The organism is Schaedlerella sp. (assembly GCF_056796775.1).
In genome coordinates this window covers 1-19591 of record NZ_JBQIKP010000066.1, presented here as the reverse complement: position 1 = coordinate 19591, position 19591 = coordinate 1, and the positions used below count along the sequence as shown (strand labels likewise).

At 49.8% G+C, this 19591-nt stretch carries 20 protein-coding genes and 2 tRNA genes; 17 read left to right on the top strand and 5 right to left on the bottom strand.

All coding sequences use genetic code 11. The features are described from left to right. Window positions 1-206: 206 nt before the first annotated feature. From ACTOY7_RS19690 to ACTOY7_RS19675, 4 genes are all read left to right on the top strand, one after another. Window positions 207-683 (top strand): GNAT family N-acetyltransferase, encoded by a 477-nt coding sequence (locus ACTOY7_RS19690; RefSeq protein ID WP_482672553.1) that lies wholly within the window; start codon window positions 207-209, stop codon window positions 681-683. A 424-nt stretch (window positions 684-1107) separates the two neighbouring features. After that, entirely contained in the window at window positions 1108-1578 is a 471-nt protein-coding gene (locus ACTOY7_RS19685) for a hypothetical protein (RefSeq protein WP_160284484.1), read from the top strand. 60 nt (window positions 1579-1638) lie between these two features. After that, a complete protein-coding gene (locus tag ACTOY7_RS19680) occupies window positions 1639-2070 on the top strand; it encodes a hypothetical protein (RefSeq protein ID WP_160284485.1) in 432 nt (143 codons plus the stop codon). A 317-nt stretch (window positions 2071-2387) separates the two neighbouring features. Next, on the top strand, window positions 2388-2582 hold the full coding sequence (locus tag ACTOY7_RS19675) for a hypothetical protein (protein WP_160284487.1): 195 nt from the start codon (window positions 2388-2390) through the stop codon (window positions 2580-2582). A gap of 6 nt (window positions 2583-2588) precedes the next feature. Here ACTOY7_RS19675 and ACTOY7_RS19670 read toward each other — a convergent pair whose 3' ends face one another. Beyond that, window positions 2589-2744, bottom strand: coding sequence for a hypothetical protein (locus ACTOY7_RS19670; protein WP_160284488.1), 156 nt, complete (start codon window positions 2742-2744; stop codon window positions 2589-2591). Next, a complete protein-coding gene (locus ACTOY7_RS19665) occupies window positions 2738-2869 on the bottom strand; it encodes a BrnT family toxin (RefSeq protein ID WP_482671542.1) in 132 nt (43 codons plus the stop codon). The genes ACTOY7_RS19670 and ACTOY7_RS19665 overlap by 7 nt, the downstream gene beginning before the upstream one ends. 349 nt (window positions 2870-3218) lie before the next feature. Here ACTOY7_RS19665 and ACTOY7_RS19660 point away from each other — a divergent pair, with 349 nt between their 5' ends. The 11 genes from ACTOY7_RS19660 (at window position 3219) to ACTOY7_RS19610 (ending at window position 15244) form a co-directional block, all read left to right on the top strand. Continuing rightward, window positions 3219-3965, top strand: coding sequence for a helix-turn-helix domain-containing protein (locus tag ACTOY7_RS19660; protein ID WP_482671541.1), 747 nt, complete (start codon window positions 3219-3221; stop codon window positions 3963-3965). Between the two features lie 93 nt (window positions 3966-4058). After that, complete coding sequence (locus ACTOY7_RS19655; protein WP_482671540.1) at window positions 4059-5000, top strand: ABC transporter ATP-binding protein; 942 nt, start codon at window positions 4059-4061, stop codon at window positions 4998-5000. Then, the gene (locus tag ACTOY7_RS19650; RefSeq protein ID WP_482671539.1) at window positions 5000-7366 is read left to right on the top strand and encodes an ABC transporter permease; all 2367 of its coding nucleotides are present in this window, start codon (window positions 5000-5002) and stop codon (window positions 7364-7366) included. The genes ACTOY7_RS19655 and ACTOY7_RS19650 overlap by 1 nt, the downstream gene beginning before the upstream one ends. Before the next feature lie 426 nt (window positions 7367-7792). Further along, window positions 7793-8479: a tetratricopeptide repeat protein gene (locus ACTOY7_RS19645; RefSeq protein WP_482671538.1), complete on the top strand. Its 687-nt coding sequence runs from the start codon at window positions 7793-7795 to the stop codon at window positions 8477-8479. A 23-nt stretch (window positions 8480-8502) separates the two neighbouring features. Beyond that, entirely contained in the window at window positions 8503-8736 is a 234-nt protein-coding gene (locus tag ACTOY7_RS19640; RefSeq protein WP_482671537.1) for a hypothetical protein, read from the top strand. After that, window positions 8690-9691, top strand: coding sequence for an alpha/beta hydrolase (locus ACTOY7_RS19635; RefSeq protein ID WP_160284493.1), 1002 nt, complete (start codon window positions 8690-8692; stop codon window positions 9689-9691). The genes ACTOY7_RS19640 and ACTOY7_RS19635 overlap by 47 nt, the downstream gene beginning before the upstream one ends. Further along, on the top strand, window positions 9621-11438 hold the full coding sequence (locus ACTOY7_RS19630) for a DUF6320 domain-containing protein (protein ID WP_482672552.1): 1818 nt from the start codon (window positions 9621-9623) through the stop codon (window positions 11436-11438). The genes ACTOY7_RS19635 and ACTOY7_RS19630 overlap by 71 nt, the downstream gene beginning before the upstream one ends. Before the next feature lie 70 nt (window positions 11439-11508). Then, window positions 11509-12435 (top strand): orotidine-5'-phosphate decarboxylase, encoded by a 927-nt coding sequence (pyrF, locus tag ACTOY7_RS19625; protein WP_160284495.1) that lies wholly within the window; start codon window positions 11509-11511, stop codon window positions 12433-12435. A 100-nt stretch (window positions 12436-12535) separates the two neighbouring features. Then, on the top strand, window positions 12536-13318 hold the full coding sequence (locus ACTOY7_RS19620; protein ID WP_482671536.1) for a dihydroorotate dehydrogenase electron transfer subunit: 783 nt from the start codon (window positions 12536-12538) through the stop codon (window positions 13316-13318). Further along, complete coding sequence (locus ACTOY7_RS19615; protein ID WP_160284497.1) at window positions 13318-14241, top strand: dihydroorotate dehydrogenase; 924 nt, start codon at window positions 13318-13320, stop codon at window positions 14239-14241. The genes ACTOY7_RS19620 and ACTOY7_RS19615 overlap by 1 nt, the downstream gene beginning before the upstream one ends. Window positions 14242-14308: 67 nt before the next feature. Then, window positions 14309-15244 (top strand): calcium/sodium antiporter, encoded by a 936-nt coding sequence (locus tag ACTOY7_RS19610; RefSeq protein WP_482671535.1) that lies wholly within the window; start codon window positions 14309-14311, stop codon window positions 15242-15244. Between the two features lie 96 nt (window positions 15245-15340). Here ACTOY7_RS19610 and ACTOY7_RS19605 read toward each other — a convergent pair whose 3' ends face one another. The 3 genes from ACTOY7_RS19605 to ACTOY7_RS19595 are packed head-to-tail and all read right to left on the bottom strand — an operon-like array spanning window position 15341 to window position 18375. Further along, entirely contained in the window at window positions 15341-16654 is a 1314-nt protein-coding gene (locus tag ACTOY7_RS19605; RefSeq protein ID WP_160284499.1) for a DUF2812 domain-containing protein, read from the bottom strand. Between the two features lie 22 nt (window positions 16655-16676). Beyond that, window positions 16677-16994, bottom strand: coding sequence for a PadR family transcriptional regulator (locus ACTOY7_RS19600; RefSeq protein ID WP_160284500.1), 318 nt, complete (start codon window positions 16992-16994; stop codon window positions 16677-16679). Between the two features lie 31 nt (window positions 16995-17025). Then, a complete protein-coding gene (locus tag ACTOY7_RS19595; RefSeq protein WP_482671534.1) occupies window positions 17026-18375 on the bottom strand; it encodes a DUF2812 domain-containing protein in 1350 nt (449 codons plus the stop codon). A gap of 495 nt (window positions 18376-18870) precedes the next feature. Between ACTOY7_RS19595 and ACTOY7_RS19590 the strand changes: the two genes are divergently transcribed. Together ACTOY7_RS19590 and ACTOY7_RS19585 are read left to right on the top strand one after the other, a co-directional pair. Then, window positions 18871-18956, top strand: a tRNA-Ser gene (locus ACTOY7_RS19590). Between the two features lie 156 nt (window positions 18957-19112). Continuing rightward, window positions 19113-19202 (top strand) — tRNA-Ser (locus ACTOY7_RS19585). Window positions 19203-19591: the final 389 nt, after the last annotated feature.

Sequence of the window (19591 nt, the reverse complement as noted above, 5' to 3'; positions counted from 1 at the left end):
CAGCTTCAAGCAGCATAGCAGAGGAATTAAGATAACTGAATAACTGCCAGGTATTGAATTTTCAAGGTGCATAGGTTAAATCTATGTGCGAAGTTTGAGTATTATTAATTAAATTATACCATTTTCTGTTGACAATAATAGCAACAAAAAGTATTATTTGGAATAAATTTATTGAATTGCAAAAGGAAAATAATATAGTTAAGTCAATGATGAAAGTAGAAGCCTATCGTAATATGTTATGGAATGAACATATAGAGTATAAAGCATTAATGTTTTCGGTAATCGTGGATAATGAATATGCCGGATATTGTGGTATAAAGAATACTGCGCATGAACAATGGGAGATAGCGATAGAAATTTTGAATAAGTGGAAACACAAAGGAATTGGATATAGAGCGATTAGCGTTATGTTAGATGAAATAAAGAATCGTCTGAATGTGTCGGAATTTCGTGTAAGAATTGATGCTGAAAATTATCCAAGTCAAAGATTATTTGAGAAACTTGGGGCAGAGCCCAATGGTATTTCAGAATTTTTGTTGCATGAGGAAGCGGATATTCGTAGATGTGAGGAAGAAAATATTCATTTGCTGGATGAGAGAATACAGGAATTAGCAAAGCAGTTTAATGTTGAACCAAGAAAATTGTTAAGCCATGTGTTGGAATATAAATTAATGTGGGATTAAAGAAAGTGTCTGTAAGTGTTCAAAAATAGGTTAAAATGGCTTTTCGTAACACACTTGTAGCACACAAATAGCCGGTAAAGCCTTATTTTATGCGGTTTGAAGTTCTCAAAACATAGTACAAGGAGGATAGAGTGAAGTGTCTTATAAAAACAGTGACCTTTTTTAATGGGCTGGATGCCGTTACTGTGAGCACCCGGTCAGGGTGTGAACAGTAACATTCTGAGAAATATATATATGAAAATCGCTTCATTCCTCATTGTATAAAATCCACAGCCGTGTTAAAATAAACATAACAACCTTGTTCTTGGAATTGTCGCAGATCATTTTATCATTGGATTATTCGTAACCAGTCGTTCATTTCACTGTGCTCATAACCGTCCTATATACCATACGGGGCGCGGGGAGTATCGAAAAGGAGATCAAGATGAAAATTCTAAAACGCATCAAAATAATAACGTTCATTTATGCAATGGTTACACTTCTTACGCACCTGACAGCACTGTTTTTGGCAATCTATCGGCTGATAGCGAAAGGGGTCAGCCAAACGCAGATGAGCCGGACCAATGAACTGCTATCTTATGGGTTTGTGTATTTGTGCTTTGGCTTTATGATCATTGCCGCAATTCTGCTGATCGCAAACCGCATCTGTGCTGCCGAGTATTTACGGCTGCATGAGATTTTCTGGCTGACACAGTTCACCGGCTATTGGATTTTCAGATCGGTCATGGAGCTGATCACAGAGTATGCGAAGATGGATCTGTACTGGAGATTTATTAAGGTATTTTCTTATGATTTGACTCCGTGTTTGATTTTGTTTCCGGTATTGATCAGGCTGGGAATGAATTATGTGAAAAACAGAAAAAAAGTGGATTTTGAAAAGGAAAGAGACTCTTAGAAAAAAATAAATAAGCCGGAGAAAAAATGGAAGCTATTCTTATCGGAAGGAGATGAGATCATGAAAAAAACAAGAAAATGGATATGGATGCCTCTGCTTCTTATAGCCATGGGTATGACAATGGTCTTTTATGTCATACATTTTGCGCCGATGCCGCATCATCCATGGGGAACCTACAGCACAGGGAACGGGCCCTTGCCGGACAGCCTGTACCTTGTCCTACAGACTGACGGCCGATATACGATCTATCGGCAATTAGAGATCCTTGAAAAGGGAACCTTCGAGCCGCTCCTGCCAGGAACAGGCAAAGAGGATATCATCTACAGACTGACCGCCCAGGATACCCTGTCAAAAACAAAGCTGGTTTATGACAAGGAGTCGGATGAGGTTGTCCTGCTGGACTATCAGGATAAGGATATCCCGATGGGCAGAATGAGCAGGGATGCGGTTTTTATAAATGTAGGGGATTTGGCAGAACCTGGAATCCCTTGATTCATGCAGAGGAAATGACTTTTCACGATAAGCCATAGGGAGGGATTGCAGCATGAAAATAAAAAAATACTGTCAGCTATTCTTGTGACTGTTTTGATCATAAGCAATGCGTATTTTATCTACGAATCTCAAAAATCAGATTACGAAATATTGATAGGCGTTCCTGTAAAAGGTGAGGATGATTCCGCAGCGGTTAATTATCAAAAATCAAAACCTTTAACGGAAAAAAGGATAGGAATACCGTGCTCTTTTCCTTACTGCAGGCCAGATCAATTGAAAAACCGAAAATCACGGAACAGTTCGCGGATGCGGTCATAATGATCGGCGATCCGCAGGCGGGCATATCATATGTACAGATTACGTTATGGGTGGATGAATCTTCAATCATTGCCGAAACAGGGGATGAAGAGCTGCCTGATTATAAAGAGATTGCTGACAATAGCTATGCTGATGAATTGAGAAATATAATCGAAAAGCAAACAAGTCTTTACCGTAAAGGGGATAAAGATTGAAAGAATCTATTTGAGTGAATCAGATACCGCCAAAGAAAGGAAACGGGGCGTCATTTCCAGAGAGTCATCATCATAAATGACAGGCATGCTTTTCGCTTTTTTTAAAGCCTCTCGTTCACTGTCAGTTAATTTTGCGTCTTTTTTCAATTCATACGTTACCATAATATACGCTCTTTGAGGGTTGCCAGATGTGCGGAAATCAATCTGATTTTTGGATGGCGCACTGAATATACAACGAACAAAATTTCTTCTACCAATCCAATTGTGATAAAGCGATCTTCGTCTATACTATGCGCTTCATCATAAATTTCAATATGATTTTCACCTAAAAAACTTTAAAAGCAGTTTCAAATGATTGTACCATGTTCTCCTTCTTCTGTTTTTTGGAAGCTTTGTTAAAAGTAATCATATCATGCATGAACTGATCAGTCAAATGCAGCGCACAATTAGGCATAATCTCCATATCGGAGAGCGATTCTCCCATTTGGGGGTTGAACTGAGAAGCCGCATGCTACATACTATGAGTGTGTCAGGCATTGCCGTTTGCACGATGCTACGCAGCGAGTGTACAACTAGTTGATGAAACGGCAGGCCCGTCAGCCAATCAGATATTTACCGAATTAGGGGGCGAAGATTATGGATCAGATCAAAATAGGAAAGTTTATCGCATACAGGAGAAAGAAGCAGGGATGGTCGCAGAAGCAATTGGCGGAGCAGATCGATGTGACGGATAAGACCATCTCGAAGTGGGAAACAGGCAGCCGGATACCGGATGCGTCGATGCTTCTGAAGCTGAGCCAGGCGCTGGAGATTGATGTCAATGAGCTGCTCGCCGGAGAAGAGTTTTCCACGGAAGAATATCTGAAAAGATCAGAAAGCAATCTGGTCAATCTGGTTGGGGAATTAAATGAAATGGACAAAAAGAGGAAGAGCAGCAGGGTGGGTACGATCATCGGCTTTTTATGTATTGCCGTTGCATTTTTGAGCATGGTAAGCTCCTCGCTTCGAAGATTCACCGACATTTTCGATCTGCCGACGCTGCTCTATCTGTCAGGGATCAAATGCCTGCTCTTATCGACCTTCGGCTGGATCCACCACTATTTCAACGCATGGAAAATATGCGCTTCCAGAAAGGCATTGCCGGAAAAGGACATCCAGACGGCGGTGCAGGCTGTAAAATATGCGGCTGTCCTGACACTTACGATCGGTGGGATTACGTCATCCATCGGAATCTTCTCGATGCTGAATTATACGGAACAGTGGGGCGCCATGATTGCTCCTGCCCTTGCGCAGATTACTTTGACATTCGTTTATGTGGCAGTAGAAGAAACCGTTTATGCGATCCTGCTGTTTCAGATGAAGCATATGCTGCTGAAAAAATAATCCCGCCTGTATGGTTGGAGGCTCTTTAGAGCATCCAACTATGCAGATGGAAATAATCTTGGCGAACAGAATTGAAGGAGGACAGACAACAGAATGGGAACCGTATTGGAGGTCAGAGACCTGACAAAAAAGTATGTAGAAGGAACGGCGGAAAGCAAAGTGGTTGACCATGTGAGCCTTGACGTGGATGAAGGGGAATTTGTGATCATCATGGGGGCTTCCGGCTCGGGAAAAACCAGTATACTCCACCTGATCGCAGGAATTGATACCTGCAGTGAAGGCTCAATAAAATATACCTTACCGGACGAAGTCCGCCGGCCCGCAGGGCATGTGTTCAGGTGTGCCCTTGGGTATACCTTGCCGGACGAAATAGGCCCATCCCGCAGGAGCAAGAGACACGGGCTGTCCGGCGGGAATCGGCCCGCAGATCTTGCGCGTATGAATGAAAAAGAAAAGACTATGTTCCGGCGTGCCAACATCGGGCTCGTGTTCCAGCAGCAATGCCTGATCCCGGATCTCACGGTTTATGAAAATATCATGCTGCCCCTGATGCTTGACAGGAACAGGAAAGAAAACGCATTCAAGAAGGACAAGATCATGAATCTGTGCGGGAGGTTCGGACTGAAAGAGCATGTCAGAAAATATCCTTCCCAGCTGTCGGGGGGACAGCAGCAGAGGACGGCGATCCTGCGTTCCGTCGCAAATCTCCCGCCGCTTTTGCTCTGCGACGAGCCCACCGGAAGCCTGAACTCGGCACAGACGGAGCTTGTGATGGACCTGCTGGAGGAATTGAACAAGGGCGGGCAGACCATCATCCTGGTCACACATGATATCCGGGTGGCCGCCAGAGGAAAAAGGGTGCTTTATATTGAGGATGGACACGTAGAGGGAGAGCTGGATTTTACGGAGCACATTCCAAACGGAGCAGAGATGCATCCGGATTCCGGCCCGGATACTGCCGGGACGGATGCATTTCACACAATAGAGGACAGAGAAGAGAAGCTGATACATTTTCTGCAGGAGAGAGGGTGGTAATGGTGAAGACAATATTCATGTGCGGCCTTGCAAAGCTGAGAAGAAAAAAGCTTCCGGGCCTGCTGCTGGGGATCTGTATTCTGTTTACCGCGGCGCTGCTCGTGAACGCGCTGATCTTACTAACAGAGTTAAATCCAGTATTTGACCGGGCTTATGAGGGAATGGAAGGGGCGCAGCTTTGCGGCCTGTGGAGCCACGGGATGGTTTCCTCTGACCGTGTCAGACAGTATCTGGAGGATTCGCCGCAAGACCTTGCGTATCAGATCACGGAAAATACAAAACCCGTGGAATACATGGAAAAGGACGGTGTCAGGCTTGGCAATGGTATCCTGCTGGAGCTGCCCGAAACCATCGGCCGGGATATGCTTTCCCCTAAAATCCTGGAGGGAACAGAGATTGAGATGCCCCAAAAGGATGAGATCTGGATCACGCCCAAGATCGCGAATATCCTGAATGTGAAGGTGGGGGACGAGATCTCGCTGCAGTCGGCAGACCAGTCCGTGAAGGCGAAGGTCGCAAGGATCGTTGCAGATCCTGTTTTTGGAAGCAGCAATACGAACGTGTATCGGATGTGGTGCGGTTTTGGCAGGCTTTCGGATTTTCCGTCGGCTGACAACCGCAGGATCAGCTACCTGGAAGCCCGCTTCCGGGAATACAGCCGGCAGGCGGAGCAGCGCTTTATCCGTGACGCGGAAAGTTACTTTCAAATGCCGCTGGGCGATACGCTGTATACATATGATAAGATCAAAAGCGGCTATACCTCCGCATGGCAGATGCTGGGAAATCTTCTCTGTCTTGTCAGCGTGATCCTGGCCGGGGTGATCCTTGTTCTGACCCTGTTTCTGGTAAAAAGTGACATGGACGAGGATATCAGGACGATCGGGATCTACCGGTCATTAGGCATGACCGAAATGCAGATCACAGGCGCATATCTTGTCTGCTACGGCGTGACAGGCTTTGCAGGGGCAGCGGCAGGGAGCATCCTGGGAGGCTGGCTGAACCACAGGATTCTGGAACAGATCCTTGGAAATGTAGGGATTTATTCGGCATTTGCGATCAGGACGGGTACGTATCAGGCAGGCGTGTGTCTGACTGTATTGGCGGCGGTCCTGCTGATCTGCCTCTGTGCGGTATTTCAGATCCGGACCTGCAATGTTTCACATGCCATCCGAAGCGGGACATGGCAGACCAGAGGGCGGGTCCGGATGGCGCCCAAAAATCGATTTTGCTGCAGCCGGTGCTCTTTTGAATGGTATTATGCGGTCAGGGGCATGCAGAATAAAAAAGCAGGGTATGTATATATCGCGGCAGTGTCCCTGATACTGGGCTGTATGGCCGTGGTCTGCTTCGGCTGCCTGAATGCCGTCAGACATATCGACCGGGAGCCGGAAGCATGGGGGATTTTAAAGACAGATATCTATGTGACTTCCCTGGACGGTACACCGGTAAGTACGGTCACAGAGGACCTGGAAAAAGCTCCGGAGGTCGAATATGTCTACGGGGTCAATAAAATTTATTCCCAATATAAGCCGGACCAGGAAGAGACCTGGCAAAGCATGGTAACGGAGCTTTATGAACTGCCGTGGAATGAAAAAATAGAGGACCAGTCCCTGTACGGCAGGAGGCCGCAGAAGGAGGATGAGATCAGCGTGGGGACGGCGCTGGCTCAGAGATACGGGTTTGAGGTCGGGGAAAGCATAGAATTGTATGTAAACGGGGAAAAGAAGGAATTTGAAATCACCGGCATCTTCCGCACACTTTCCAATTACGGGAATGTCATACGGATGGTCACGGAGGATCTGGACCGATCCGTAGAAGCAGACGGCATCAGCGGAGATTATATGCTGGTACTCGCAAAGGACTGTGATAAATGGAACTATGCAAAGGAGCTGACCGAACGGTATGACGGAAGGTTTTCCTTTATCGCCGCCAAATCCAACGGAGAGCATATCACGGGGGTTCTGGTGCCTGCGGTCACGTTGGTCCTGACAGTGCTGCTGACGATCACGGTTCTGATCACGATGAATCTGACTGCTTTACTGATCCGGCGGGAGCAGAAATTGGTCGGATATTTAAAAGCCGTCGGAATGACGTCCTGGCAGATTTTAAAGATCTATCTGCGGCGGAACTGCCTGGCCGCACTTTTCGGAAGCTGCCTGGGAATTGCCGCAGGAGTACTTTTCGTACCGGAACTGCTCACACCTTATGCAAAGGGACTGGGGCTTGTAAAATTTCCGTTTTCAAATTCGGCGGCGGGAATGCTGGTCAGCATGTGTCTGCTTCCGGTCTGTATGGCTCTGGGTACATGCGCGGTCGTAAAGGCCATCCACAGGGTATCTGTGAAAGAGCTGGTGAACGAATCATAAAGAACCGTGAATCAAGACGGGGGGCGGAAAGCCCCCTTTTTTAGTATCACGTATGTGGAAAGACTGCCGGTGATGGGCTGGATGCGTTACAGTTTGCGGCCGGTTGGGCCGTGAACTGTAACCATAGATCGTTACTGTTCACTCCTGGGCCGTGCACTACACTGCACGGTCACAGGCAGTATAGTACCGGGGCTGGAATCCGGCCTCTTGCCGTAAGGCAACTTTTAATAGGCCGGATTCGTTGCTGTGAGCACCCGGTGAGGGTGTGAACAGTAACCATAGATCATAGCAAATGATAAATGTGTAAAAGAAATGATAGGATTCTGATTCGACTTCTGTTATAATGGAACAAGACACGGCGGAACAGGATGCTTTCGGCCGGACTGCAAAGAGAAAATCATAGAAGAGATACGAGGGAGATAGATTATGAAGAAACGATGGAAAGATTTTGGGCGTTTATCCACAGACTGTTATATCAATATAGGTATGGGGAGGACAGACATGACGCAGTGGCATCAGGCGTTTGATGCCCTGGTTGGTGCGATTGAGGAGACACGGAGCAGGAATCCTGATTTTGCGGGAGAATTTTATGAGGTAGAGGAACAGACAGATTTTGAATACGGCGTAGACGATTGGCTGATGGATTATCTGGATGAGCTGAGGATGCGGAATCTGCATGAAAAATGCTGCGAGGTCTGTGAAAAGGTCATTGGATTATTTGCCTGGAAAGAGCAGCTGCCGGAGGATTTTGTGTTTGAAATGTCTTCGGCACTGTCCGCCCAGGGAAAAACGGAGGAGGCTGTCGCACTTTGTGAGAAGTGGCACAGGCAGAATACCGAATCCCAGCCTTTAGCCGCAGCGTTGATCTATGCCAGAATCGACGCTAATGAATATACCGGGGCAGAAGAGGTAGTACAGAAGTATATTTCAAAAGAAGACGAATGTACGGAGGATACGGAACTGATCTACCGTGCGGCAGTGCGTCTGTACGAGGAAAAAGGGGATCAAAAGACTGCGAAGCAGATGAAGAAAACGCTGGAACAATATGAAGAAGAGGTGGAACGGGAGCTGATGGAAGAATTTGAGGAGTACCCGTTTGGCGATGATTTTTAAAAGCGGAAGCAATCCTCAGGGCTATGGATGCAGCATCCGGATGGGGGCTGGATGAATTGGAGGATGGAAGGGAAGCTCCTTTTGCGAACCCGTTGGAAAATGTGATTCCGAAACCGGGAGGTTTTGTAAATATGCTGGTTTTGGATATGGATTCTTATACTGAAAAATTTGGTGAAAAAGAAGTAAGAAAAAGTTTGAGAGAGGTATCATGTGATCAACAACACAGCAAAAAAAATATTAAAAGCACTGTCCTTTGACGGAATCGAGGTGGAGGCCTCCCGTCATCTGGCAGATCTGAAAAAACTGGACCCCTTGAAGATCTTCTACCGGACCATCGACCAGAAGATCTACAACGGCGCCCATCAGGTTCCGGTGCGGATTTTTTTCCCCAGCGAGCGGGCCTACGAGAAAAACCAGGCGGATCCGGAAAAAATCCTGCTCTTCCTGCACGGAGGCGGCTGGGTGACGGAGAGCATTGACAATTACGAGCGGATCTGCGCCCGCCTGGCCAATGCGACCAACCACTTTGTCGTAGCGGTGGAATACCGGCTGGCCCCGGAGCATAAGTTCCCGGCCGGGCTGGAGGACTGCTACGCCGCGGCGAAAGCCATTTTTTCCCGGCAGTTCCTTCTCAATGTGGATCCCGGGAATGTGACTCTGATCGGAGACAGCGCAGGCGGCAATCTGGCGGCGGCATTGTCCCTGCTGGCGCGGGACCGTGGAGAATTTCTGCCCAGGCGGCAGATCCTGGTCTACCCGGCCACCTACAACGACTATTCGGAAAATTCCCCCTTCCCGTCGGTTCAGGAGAACGGGACGGATTACCTGCTGACTGCGGGGAAGATGCGGGATTATCTGGATCTCTATGCCGGAAGCGAGGCGGACAGGCAGAATCCTTACTTTGCGCCCTACCTGGCGGAGGATCTGCATGACCAGCCGGACACACTGATCCTGACGGCAGAGTATGACCCTCTCCGGGACGAAGGGGAGGCCTATGGAAAACGGCTTTCAGAAGCGGGAAATCAGGTGCGGGTGAAGCGCATCGAGGGCGCGCTGCACGGATTTTTCGCGCTGGGGATTAAGCACCTGCATGTGCGGGAAAGCTTCCAATATATCAATGAGTTTTTAGGAGGAAATGACCGTGAAGCAGAAGTGGGGACACTGGCGGCGGCTGGACAACGCGGCAAAGCTCTTTTCAGCGGCAAGCAATAAGCAGAACACCCGGGTATTCCGTTTTTACTGTGAATTAAAGGAGGAGGTCCGCCCGGATCTGCTGGAAGCGGCGCTGGAACGTGCCCTGGAGACCTATCCGCTGTTCCGTTCGGTGCTCCGAAAGGGGCTGTTCTGGCATTATCTGGAAAAAAGCAATCTTCACCCGGTAGTCCGGGAGGAATACAAGGAGCCCTGCAGCCGGATCTATATCCGCGACAAGAAGTCCCTGCTGTTTGAGGTGACTTATTATAAGAAAAGGATTAATTTTGAAGTGTTCCATGTCCTGACGGACGGGACAGGCGCAACCGAATTTTTGAAGGAGCTGGTCAAGGATTATCTGTATCTGGCGCACAGCGGCGAGGGCCTGGAGGACATAAGCCTGCATCCGGAGGACATGACCGTACAGGATCAGGAGAATGACAGCTTTGTCAAATATTATTCCGAAGAGGCGCGCAGGCCGAAGAGAAGGAAGAGCCGTGCGTACCAACTGAAGAAAACGCAGAAGGAAAACGGACGGCTCCGGGTGCATGAGCGGATCTTGTCCGTCCGGGAGGTATTGGAGCATTCCCGCAGGCAGGGAGTCTCCATGACCGTATTCTTGACCGCGGCGCTGCTTAGCGCCATTCATGAGGAAATGACGCGGCAGCAGGAAAAATGGCCGGTGGTGCTGATGGTTCCGGTGAACCTGCGGAAGTTTTTCCCTTCCGATTCCATGCTCAACTTTTTCGGCTGGATCGAGCCGGGATATGATTACCGGAACTGGGACGGCTCCTTTGAAGCCGTGCTGGAGCAGGTGCGGGAGCAGTTTCGTCAGGAGCTGACCAAGGAGAAGATGGAGACGCATATGAGCGAACTCCTTGCCCTGGAGATGAACCCCATCCTGCGCCTTGCGCCCCTGGAACTGAAAAACCTGTGTATCCAGGCCGGGGCGAAGATTGCGGAGAAAAATGTGACGGCGGTGTTTTCCAATATGAGCGCGGTTTCCATGCCGGAAGCGTATGCGGAATATATTGACCGCTTCGGCATCTATACCAGCACTCCGAAGCTGGAGCTGTGCATCTGCTCCTTCGGGGACAAGCTTTCGCTGGGCTTTACGTCCCGGTTTGACACGGAAAATATCCAGCGCAATTTTTACCGGATCCTCCGGGAGCAGGGGATCCATTCGGAACAGGTGGAGCCAGACTTTCCCGAGCCTGCTGTGCCGGGAGAGCTGGAAATGAAGGTATATAAGGGATTTTGTCTGCTGTGTCTGGCGGCGGTCCTTCTGATGTTCTCCCTTCACTGGAACCATCGTCCGAAGGTGCCTTGGACTCTGTTTACGGCAGGCGGGATCGCCAGCATGTGGCTGGCGTCAACCATTGGATTTTTCAAGAGGCACAATCTGCTGAAAAATACCATGTGGCAGCTGGCGCTGGTGACGGTGGGGTGCATCGTCTGGGATCTGCTGACGGGGTGGCACGGCTGGTCGGTGGACTTTGTGCTGCCGGGGCTCAGCATCGGAGTGCTGTGCTCCATGATGGTCATTTCCTATATACAGAAGTACCCTCTCCGGGAATGCATGATCTATCTTGTCATGGCGGCAGGGTACGGCTTTTTGCTCCCGCTGATCCTGGTCCTGGCCGGCGCGGTCTCGCTAAAGCTTCCGAGTCTTCTGGGAGCGGGCTTCTGCCTGCTGTTCCTGGCCGGACTGGTGCTGTTTAAGGGCAGGGAATTCAGAGAAGAGATGGGGAAGAACCTTCATATTTAGAAGCAGATTCTGCCTGCGGGCAGGCTTGATCAATAAAGACATCATTATGAGATTCAGGAGGAAAAGAACGATGATCAACAAACTGGTAGAAAAGATCAAAAAAACGGAGGCTCCGATCGTAGTCGGGCTGGATCCCATGCTGGCGTATGTGCCGGAGCATGTACAGCAGAAGGCATTTGCGCAATACGGGGAGACTCTGGAAGGAGCGGCAGAGGCGATCTGGCAGTTCAACAAGGAGATCGTGGACCATGTCTGCGATCTGGTTCCGGCGGTCAAGCCCCAGATTGCCATGTATGAGCAGTTCGGCGTGCCGGGGCTGGCAGCATTTCAAAAGACGGTAGAATACTGCAAGTCAAAGGATCTGATAGTCATCGGCGACATCAAGCGGGGGGATATCGGTTCCACCTCCGCGGCCTACGCCATCGGGCACCTGGGGAAGGTCCGGGTGGGAAGCAGGGAATATGTCCCCTTTGATGAAGACTTTGCCACGGTCAATCCCTATCTGGGCTCCGACGGGATCAATCCGTTCATTAAGGTCTGCCAGGAGGAGAAGAAGGGAATCTTTGTCCTTGTAAAGACCTCCAACCCGTCCAGCGGGGAGTTCCAGGACCGGCGGATCGAGAACCGTCCGCTCTATGAGCATGTAGGGGAGATGGTAGCCGAATGGGGCGCGCAGTGTATGGGAGACAGCTACAGCTATGTGGGCGCCGTGGTCGGCGCGACCTATCCGGAGATCGGAAAAGTGATGCGCAAGGTGATGCCGAAGGCATATATCCTGGTGCCGGGCTACGGCGCGCAGGGAGGTCAGGGCAAGGATCTGGCACATTTTTTCAATGAGGACGGTCTGGGCGCTATCGTCAATTCTTCCCGGGGCATCATTGCGGCTTACAAGCAGGATGCTTACGCACAGTTCGGTCCAGAGCATTTCGGAGAGGCGTCCCGGGCAGCGGTGGAAGCCATGAAAGCGGACATCCAAAGCGCACTGAATCAGAAATAACGATATCCCGGCTGTATGGCCGGGATGAGGAAGTGCTGGACAGAGTCATGCGCGGCCAGGACCAATATGTAACGAACTTTACAGAAAAAGGAGAAAAACCATGTCTTGTAAACGAAAGGAAAAGGCGGCAGTCGTATTGCGGGAGCAGATTGCCCGGGATATATACAGCATGTGGATCCGCACGGAGGAGATCGCCGGGCTTGCGGTGCCGGGGCAGTTCATCTCCATGTATACGGAGGATCGGAGCAAGATTTTGCCCAGACCCATCAGCCTGTGCGAGATTGACCGGGAGCGGAAGCAGCTCCGGGTGGTGTTCCGTGTGACCGGTAAGGGGACGGGTACGGAGCAGCTTTCCCGCCTGCAGCCAGGGGATTTCGTTGAGATCCTCGGCCCTTTGGGAAATGGATTTCCGCTGGAGCCGGGAATCGGAAAAAAGGTATTCCTGATCGGCGGAGGTATCGGCGTGCCACCCATGCTGGAGCTGGCAAAGCAGCTGGATGCCGAGAAGCATCTTGTGATGGGATATCGGGATGAGCAGTTTCTGACAGAAGAGTTCCAAAAGAACGGAAGCCTGTTTATCGCTACCGAGGACGGCAGTGCCGGCACACCAGGAAATGTGATGGACGCAATTGCGGCAAACGGGCTGGACGCAGAGGTGATCTATGCCTGCGGACCAGCACCTATGCTTCGTGCTGTCAAGCAGTATGCCGAAGAAAATCACATTGTATGCTATGTATCTATGGAGGAGCGGATGGCCTGCGGAGTGGGAGCCTGCCTTGCCTGTATCTGCCGGACGCCGGAGATCGACGAGCACAGCCAGGTACATAACAAACGGGTCTGCAAGGACGGGCCGGTATTCTTAAGTACGGAGGTGGAGATCTGATGAACACGAAAAACTTTGATCTGGATACTACCGTCAGTCTGGCCGGGGTGGAATTGAAAAATCCGGTCATGACCGCTTCAGGCACCTTCGGCTCCGGAGAGGAATACAGTGAGTTTGTGGATCTGAACCGGCTGGGGGCCGTGGTCACAAAAGGCGTGGCAAATGCGCCCTGGCCCGGCAATCCGGTTCCACGTATCGCGGAGACCTACGGTGGTATGATGAACGCTATCGGTCTGCAGAATCCAGGGATTGAGGTTTTCTGCAGACGGGATATCCCGTTTTTGAAAAAATTTGACACAAAGATCATTGTCAATGTGTGCGGAAAGACGACAGAGGATTATCTGGAGGTGGTGGAACGGCTGGCAGAGGAGCCGGTGGATCTGCTGGAGATCAACATTTCCTGCCCCAATGTGAAGGAGGGCGGGATTGCGTTCGGACAGGATCCGAAGTCGGCGGAGCACATTACGCGAGAAGTGAAAAAGCACGCGAAGCAGCCGGTCATTATGAAGCTCAGCCCCAATGTGACCAGCATCGCGGAGATGGCAAAGGCCGTGGAGGCCGGCGGGGCAGACGTGATCTCCCTGATCAATACGCTGACAGGGATGAAGATCGACATCCATCGTCAGACATTTGCCGTGGCAAATAAGACCGGAGGCGTGTCCGGTCCTGCCATCCGGCCCATTGCGGTCCGTATGGTCTACGAGGCGGCTCAGGCCGTGAAGGTTCCGCTGATCGGGATGGGCGGGATCACCTGCGGGGAGGACGCGCTGGAGTTTATCCTGGCCGGCGCCTCGGCAGTATCCGTCGGAACGGCCAATTTTTACAATCCGTCGGCAACGATCGAGGTGGCGGAAGGGATTGAAGCATATATGAGACAGCATAAGACAGAGCATTTCCGTGATTTGATCGGGCTTGTCTACTGAATGTCAGATCAATCTGCCGCACAGCCGCAAAGCTCCGACTGGGAATTGCAAAAAAGAAGGGAACGATATGACTTCTACAGTAATTTTATTTGTGATCGGGTTGGCTTTGATCTGTATTGCAGGCGACCGGCTGGTAGACGCGGCGGCCGCCATTGCGAGAAAGATGGCGATTCCTCAGATTGTGGTGGGCGCCACGATCGTAAGCCTGGGAACGACGCTGCCGGAGATTCTGGTATCTACGACTGCGGCCTTTGGCGGCTCTGCGGCGATCGCTGCCGGAAATGCATTTGGCTCTATTATATGCAACACCGCATTGATCGCCGGACTGAGCCAGACCATCCGTCCCGCCGGGCGGGTAGGAGCGTCCTCTCTTGCATGGAGGAGCTTCTTTTTCTTCCTCGTGATCGGGGTGATGGAGATCTACGGAGGGATGAAAAACGCATACGGACGGACGTTCGGCATCCTGCTGCTGGCTGCATTTGTTGTCTATGCCTGTCTGAATGTCAGGCTTTCTTCCGATGAAGAGAGCGAGGAAGAGGCGGAAGGGGGAGAGGAGGTTTCCATCCCAAAGCAGCTTTTGATTCTTGCCGCCTGTGCCGCGCTGCTCTATGTAGGGGCGAACCTGCTGGTGGATAACGGGATTCTGATCGCGCAGACACTGGGAGTACCGCAGCGCGTCATTGCCGTGACATTTATCGCACTGGGAACCTCACTGCCGGAACTGGTGACGTCCCTTGCGTCATTGATCAAAGGATACGGCAACGTGGGTCTTGGAAATGTGATCGGCGCCAATATCCTCAATCTCCTGCTGGTGATCGGGATTCCGGCTGCCGTACAGGGAATCCCGTTGGAGCGGCAGACCGTTCTGGTCGATATTCCGCTGGCCATCGGGGCCATGGCGGTGCTGCTTGTGCCGATCCTGATCCGGAAAAAATCCTCCCGTATCCAGGGGATCACCCTGCTTGGCATCTACGCGCTGTACTGCATCCGCTCTTTTTTATAAAAAATGCCGCCTGTACGGCTGGCGGCTCTAAAGAGCCTCTAACCGACGCATAAATTCAGATGTTCTGGAGTATACGGCTCCCCGGCTGTATACTCCTTAATATGAGACATGTTCCAGTTTTTCGTGGATGATTCTGACCTGATCATCCTCCAGACTTTCATCCGAGCTGATGATCCAGATTCTGTCCGTATAGCGTATCAGCTCGCAGTAAATATTGCTTCCATTGATTCGTCTCACTGCGGACACCGCGTCCCATTCCCTGGTCCTGTCCTCGGGAAGATCCTTTTGCTTGGGCATTTCATCCCTCCAAAGCCGGTCCAGGATCCAGGAATGGCGGCTCTGGTAGATGGTGTACTGAAGATTGTCGGATGTGTCTTCACTGTAGGTACTGGAAGTTTCAGAGGCTTCAGTATCATATGTTACATAAAAATGGCTGGCACTCCCCAGTACACTTTTCATACGGTCTGCGTTTCCCGAAATGATCATCCCGTCCATCTGCCGGTAGTCTGCCTGAACCAGGGGAAAATCCTTTACATGGTCCGAAGCTGTTTCCGAGCCGGAGGCAGCGCCCAGGACGACTGCAGTCAGGATGACCGTGAGGTAGAAGAAAATGCATATGCCGGCCGCCATCTGATAGATCCAGTTGTCATTTCTGGACGGACGCAAAAACGAGATCAGTGCCGTTACGATCAGAAGCGGTATCAGCGTGAGGATCGGTATCACATACAGCGGAGAATATTCCTTCTGATAATAAGAAAAAAATATTGCCGCGATCAGGAAGAGCATCGGGAACAGGGCTGTCTTAAAGGGCCAAAGGCTTCTTTTTCCATAGATCGGAACAGTGCCTTCCTTGAGCATTCTGCCTCTGGTAACAGACCAATGGAGGAGAAGGATCCCCTCGGTTATCCGCTCCAAACTGGAAAGAGACATGAAAAGAAGGACAAGAAGCATCAGGTTGTTGAAGATCCATCTGTTGAAATTCAAGGTGAACAGCTGGGCCAGGTAAATGGCTGTCAGCAGAAATACAGGTACTGCGCCGCTCAGCCAGAGAAGCCATTCTGCTTTTCGGATATTTGCAAATCGTTCTGCAGGCTCCACGATCGGAGCCGCATCCTCCCTTGTCCGACGGAAGACGCAGAACTTCCTGCTGCTGTCGATCAGCTTCCATCCGGCGGCTTCACAATATTCGGCATATTCCTCCGTACTTGCTTCTGGCCGGGTGTCCATCTCCGTTCCATTCGGAAAGACCTCAACCGTATAATCAATGTCGGCAGGGTCCCCCTGTTCGAATACCATCCCCAGCCGAAATTCCTTAAAATGCCATCCCCGAAGCGACTGCTCATGCAGATATTCTGCAAAAGCGTCGCAGCTCCGGTAATTGAAAGCGATACCAATTTTACGTTTTTTCATGATAGAATCCCTCCTCGCAGTATTACAAAAAGTCCTTCATATAAAGAGCGCCGTCTTCAACCATGGTTTTCAAACGGGCATACTCCTTCGTCAGCATATCGATGCCGGTGTCTGTGATCACATAGGATTTGCGCCTTCCGTCCTCGGCAGTCAGACGGATGATATCGTGCTGCTCAAATCGGGCCAGCATGGCATACAACGTGCCCGGCCCGACCCGGATCCTGCCGTGCGACAGCTCCTCTACCTTATTCATGATATCCACGCCGCAGCATTCCCCAGTCAATGCCAGGAGAATATAATACATAGGTTCTGTTAATGTCTGAAATGCTTCTCTTGCCATAATCTGTCCACCGCCTTCTGTATGGGAGCGCTCATGGAAACGTTCTTTCCGGGTACAAGGAGTTTCCGGGAGTACGGATCTTTTCACAGATGCTTCTGATCTGGCAGTCATTGAGCCTCTTATCCGTATGAATGATCCATATTTGGTCCGGGCAGCGTACCAGCTCGGTGCAGATGCCGTGCTCGCTTGTATAGCTCACTGCTGATACGGCATTCCATATGTTGGTCCGGTTTACGGGATAGTCCTTTGGAACGGACAATTCATCCTCCCATAGTCTATCCAGGATCCGGGAAAAGCGGCTCTGATAGATGGTATACCAGAGATTGTCATAGGCGGTATCACTGTGCAGATACGGATGTTCAGGACTTTCTATACTATAATCTACATAGAAATGGCTGACGCTTCCCAACAAATTTTCCTTATGTTCTGCATATGTCCATGTGACCGCTCCGTTCATCTGCCGGTAGTCGGCCTGGATCAGAGGAAAGCCCTCCGCGCTCTCAGGAATAGCCTCTGAGCCGGTGACAGCACCCGGAATCCATACGGCCGTGATCAATGTGGAGCAGAAGATGGCAACCCAAACGACCGCGTCCTGAAAGCGCTGGTTATACTTTCTGGACGGCCTCCAGAATGAGATCAATGCGCCCAAAGGCATCCGTATGATCAGTATAAGCAATAGGGGAATCAGATACAGCAGGCAGCTTTCTCTGTGGCTGTATAAATGGGTATAAGCCGCCACGACAACCAGGAAGAGTATCACGGACCGAGCGGCCTTCAAGGGGAAGCGTTTCTTTTTTCCATATACGGGGGCGCTGCCGGCAGCTATCATTTTCTTCCTCGTAACAGACCAGAACAGGAGATAGATGCCTCCGAAGATCCTATCTGCGCATAAAAGAGGCAGGAAAAGAAAGAGCAGGAGCGATGGAGCGCTGAAAATCCATTCGCTGAAGCTTTCGGTCATCATCTGAGACAGATAGACCGCTGACAGCAGAAATACAGGCACCGCGCCGCCTAGCCAGAGAAGCCATTCTGCCTTCCGGATATTTGCAAACCGCTCTTCCGGCGTTACGATGGGAACCGCATCCGCCTCTGTCTGGCGGAAGACGCAGAACTTCCTGCTGCTGTCGATCAGCTTCCACCCGGCGGCTTCGCAGTATTCGGCATACTCTTCCGTGCTTGCCTCCGGCCGGGTATCCGTCTCGGTTCCCTTCGGAAAAACTTCTACTATATAATGAATATCGGCCGGATTCCCCTGCTCAAAAACCATTCCTAACCGAAATTCTTTAAAATGCCATCCTAGAAGGGACTGCTGATGCAAATATTCGGCAAACGCGTCACAATCTCTGTAATTGAAAGAAATAAAGATGATTCGTTTCTTCATATTATAAATCCTCCTTTCTCCGCATGATTACATCTGGCGCGGCAGTCTTGCTCTGTAATCTGTTAGAACTGAATATCGAGTATCGATAATTTTATTATATTATCGATACTCGATATTGTCAAGAGCAAGATTGCGTGATCAGGCAGATTTCAAAAGGTGTGATGCCTGAAACCGCTGCTTTACCGGCCAGATGCCCTGCAGCAGAGTGCTAGTACAGCGTTGCATTAATAATTGAGTAGTAATCACTCGCTGTCCATGCCATTACTGCGTTGGAGTCAGTCAACGATGCTACCGGCATCGCCTCCTTCCTCCGCCTTGTCCTGACATGGACATCAAGCGCTTATTACTTCAAAATTAATGCAACGCTGTACTAGTCTCCGTGAACAATAACTGTTATAGTGGTTTATTAAAAAAAATGAAAATAATGGTTGACGGTAAAGGGGTTCTGTGATAGAATACATATTGCTCAGTTGAGAGCGAGACTAAATGTTATATGGAGAGGTATCGAAGTGGTCATAACGAGGCGGTCTTGAAAACCGTTTGTCCGCAAGGGCGCGTGGGTTCGAATCCCACCCTCTCCGTTCAAACTGCTGTATGTCATCATGCGGCAGTTTCTATGTCCGTTTTCTTTGGCTTTCTGAAGTGCTTTGTGTCAGAGAGAGGAAGAAAATGAAAAAAATGTAAAAGAGTACTGGACAAGACGCCGGTAATAGTGTATATTGAATAACGGACATTTTGGAGAAGTACCCAAGCTGGCCGAAGGGGCTCCCCTGGAAAGGGAGTAGGTCGTTGATAGCGGCGCGAGGGTTCAAATCCCTCCTTCTCCGTTCGCCTTACTTATATATAGGAAGAAAAGGAATTTTCTGCCTGATAAATAGGGCGGTTGTGATGCGAGTCAAAAGTGAGAGAAAAAAATGTAAAAAAATGAAAAAACACTCTTGACAAACAAAAAACAACATGGTAATATATACAAGCTGACTCGCAAGAGGAAGCCAAGTAAAAAGAAGTTTGAAAAAAACTTCAAAAAAATTAAAAAAGTTCTTGACAAACGATAGCGGATGTGATAAACTAAATGAGCTGTCGCTTGACAGAGAAAAAAGACGAACCTTGATAACTAAACAATAGACAACGATCCTTGAAAATTTCTTAAAAGAGAGAAATTCAAAGAACGAGCATTAAGAAGAAGATTTTTGATGCGCCTCTGCTTCGGAAGAAG

Bases quoted from the DNA above. Each gene is read 5' to 3' on its own strand.
- ACTOY7_RS19655 (WP_482671540.1), top strand. From the start codon at position 4,059: ATGGGAACCGTATTGGAGGTCAGAGACCTGACAAAAAAGTATGTAGAA.
- ACTOY7_RS19640 (WP_482671537.1), top strand. From the start codon at position 8,503: ATGGATGCAGCATCCGGATGGGGGCTGGATGAATTGGAGGATGGAAGG.
- ACTOY7_RS19680 (WP_160284485.1), top strand. From the start codon at position 1,639: ATGAAAAAAACAAGAAAATGGATATGGATGCCTCTGCTTCTTATAGCC.
- ACTOY7_RS19650 (WP_482671539.1), top strand. From the start codon at position 5,000: ATGGTGAAGACAATATTCATGTGCGGCCTTGCAAAGCTGAGAAGAAAA.
- ACTOY7_RS19595 (WP_482671534.1), bottom strand. From the start codon at position 18,375: ATGAAGAAACGAATCATCTTTATTTCTTTCAATTACAGAGATTGTGAC.
- ACTOY7_RS19605 (WP_160284499.1), bottom strand. From the start codon at position 16,654: ATGAAAAAACGTAAAATTGGTATCGCTTTCAATTACCGGAGCTGCGAC.
- ACTOY7_RS19600 (WP_160284500.1), bottom strand. From the start codon at position 16,994: ATGGCAAGAGAAGCATTTCAGACATTAACAGAACCTATGTATTATATT.
- ACTOY7_RS19675 (WP_160284487.1), top strand. From the start codon at position 2,388: ATGATCGGCGATCCGCAGGCGGGCATATCATATGTACAGATTACGTTA.
- ACTOY7_RS19660 (WP_482671541.1), top strand. From the start codon at position 3,219: ATGGATCAGATCAAAATAGGAAAGTTTATCGCATACAGGAGAAAGAAG.
- ACTOY7_RS19670 (WP_160284488.1), bottom strand. From the start codon at position 2,744: ATGGTAACGTATGAATTGAAAAAAGACGCAAAATTAACTGACAGTGAA.
- pyrF (WP_160284495.1), top strand. From the start codon at position 11,509: ATGATCAACAAACTGGTAGAAAAGATCAAAAAAACGGAGGCTCCGATC.
- ACTOY7_RS19620 (WP_482671536.1), top strand. From the start codon at position 12,536: ATGTCTTGTAAACGAAAGGAAAAGGCGGCAGTCGTATTGCGGGAGCAG.
- ACTOY7_RS19645 (WP_482671538.1), top strand. From the start codon at position 7,793: ATGAAGAAACGATGGAAAGATTTTGGGCGTTTATCCACAGACTGTTAT.
- ACTOY7_RS19690 (WP_482672553.1), top strand. From the start codon at position 207: ATGATGAAAGTAGAAGCCTATCGTAATATGTTATGGAATGAACATATA.
- ACTOY7_RS19615 (WP_160284497.1), top strand. From the start codon at position 13,318: ATGAACACGAAAAACTTTGATCTGGATACTACCGTCAGTCTGGCCGGG.
- ACTOY7_RS19610 (WP_482671535.1), top strand. From the start codon at position 14,309: ATGACTTCTACAGTAATTTTATTTGTGATCGGGTTGGCTTTGATCTGT.
- ACTOY7_RS19685 (WP_160284484.1), top strand. From the start codon at position 1,108: ATGAAAATTCTAAAACGCATCAAAATAATAACGTTCATTTATGCAATG.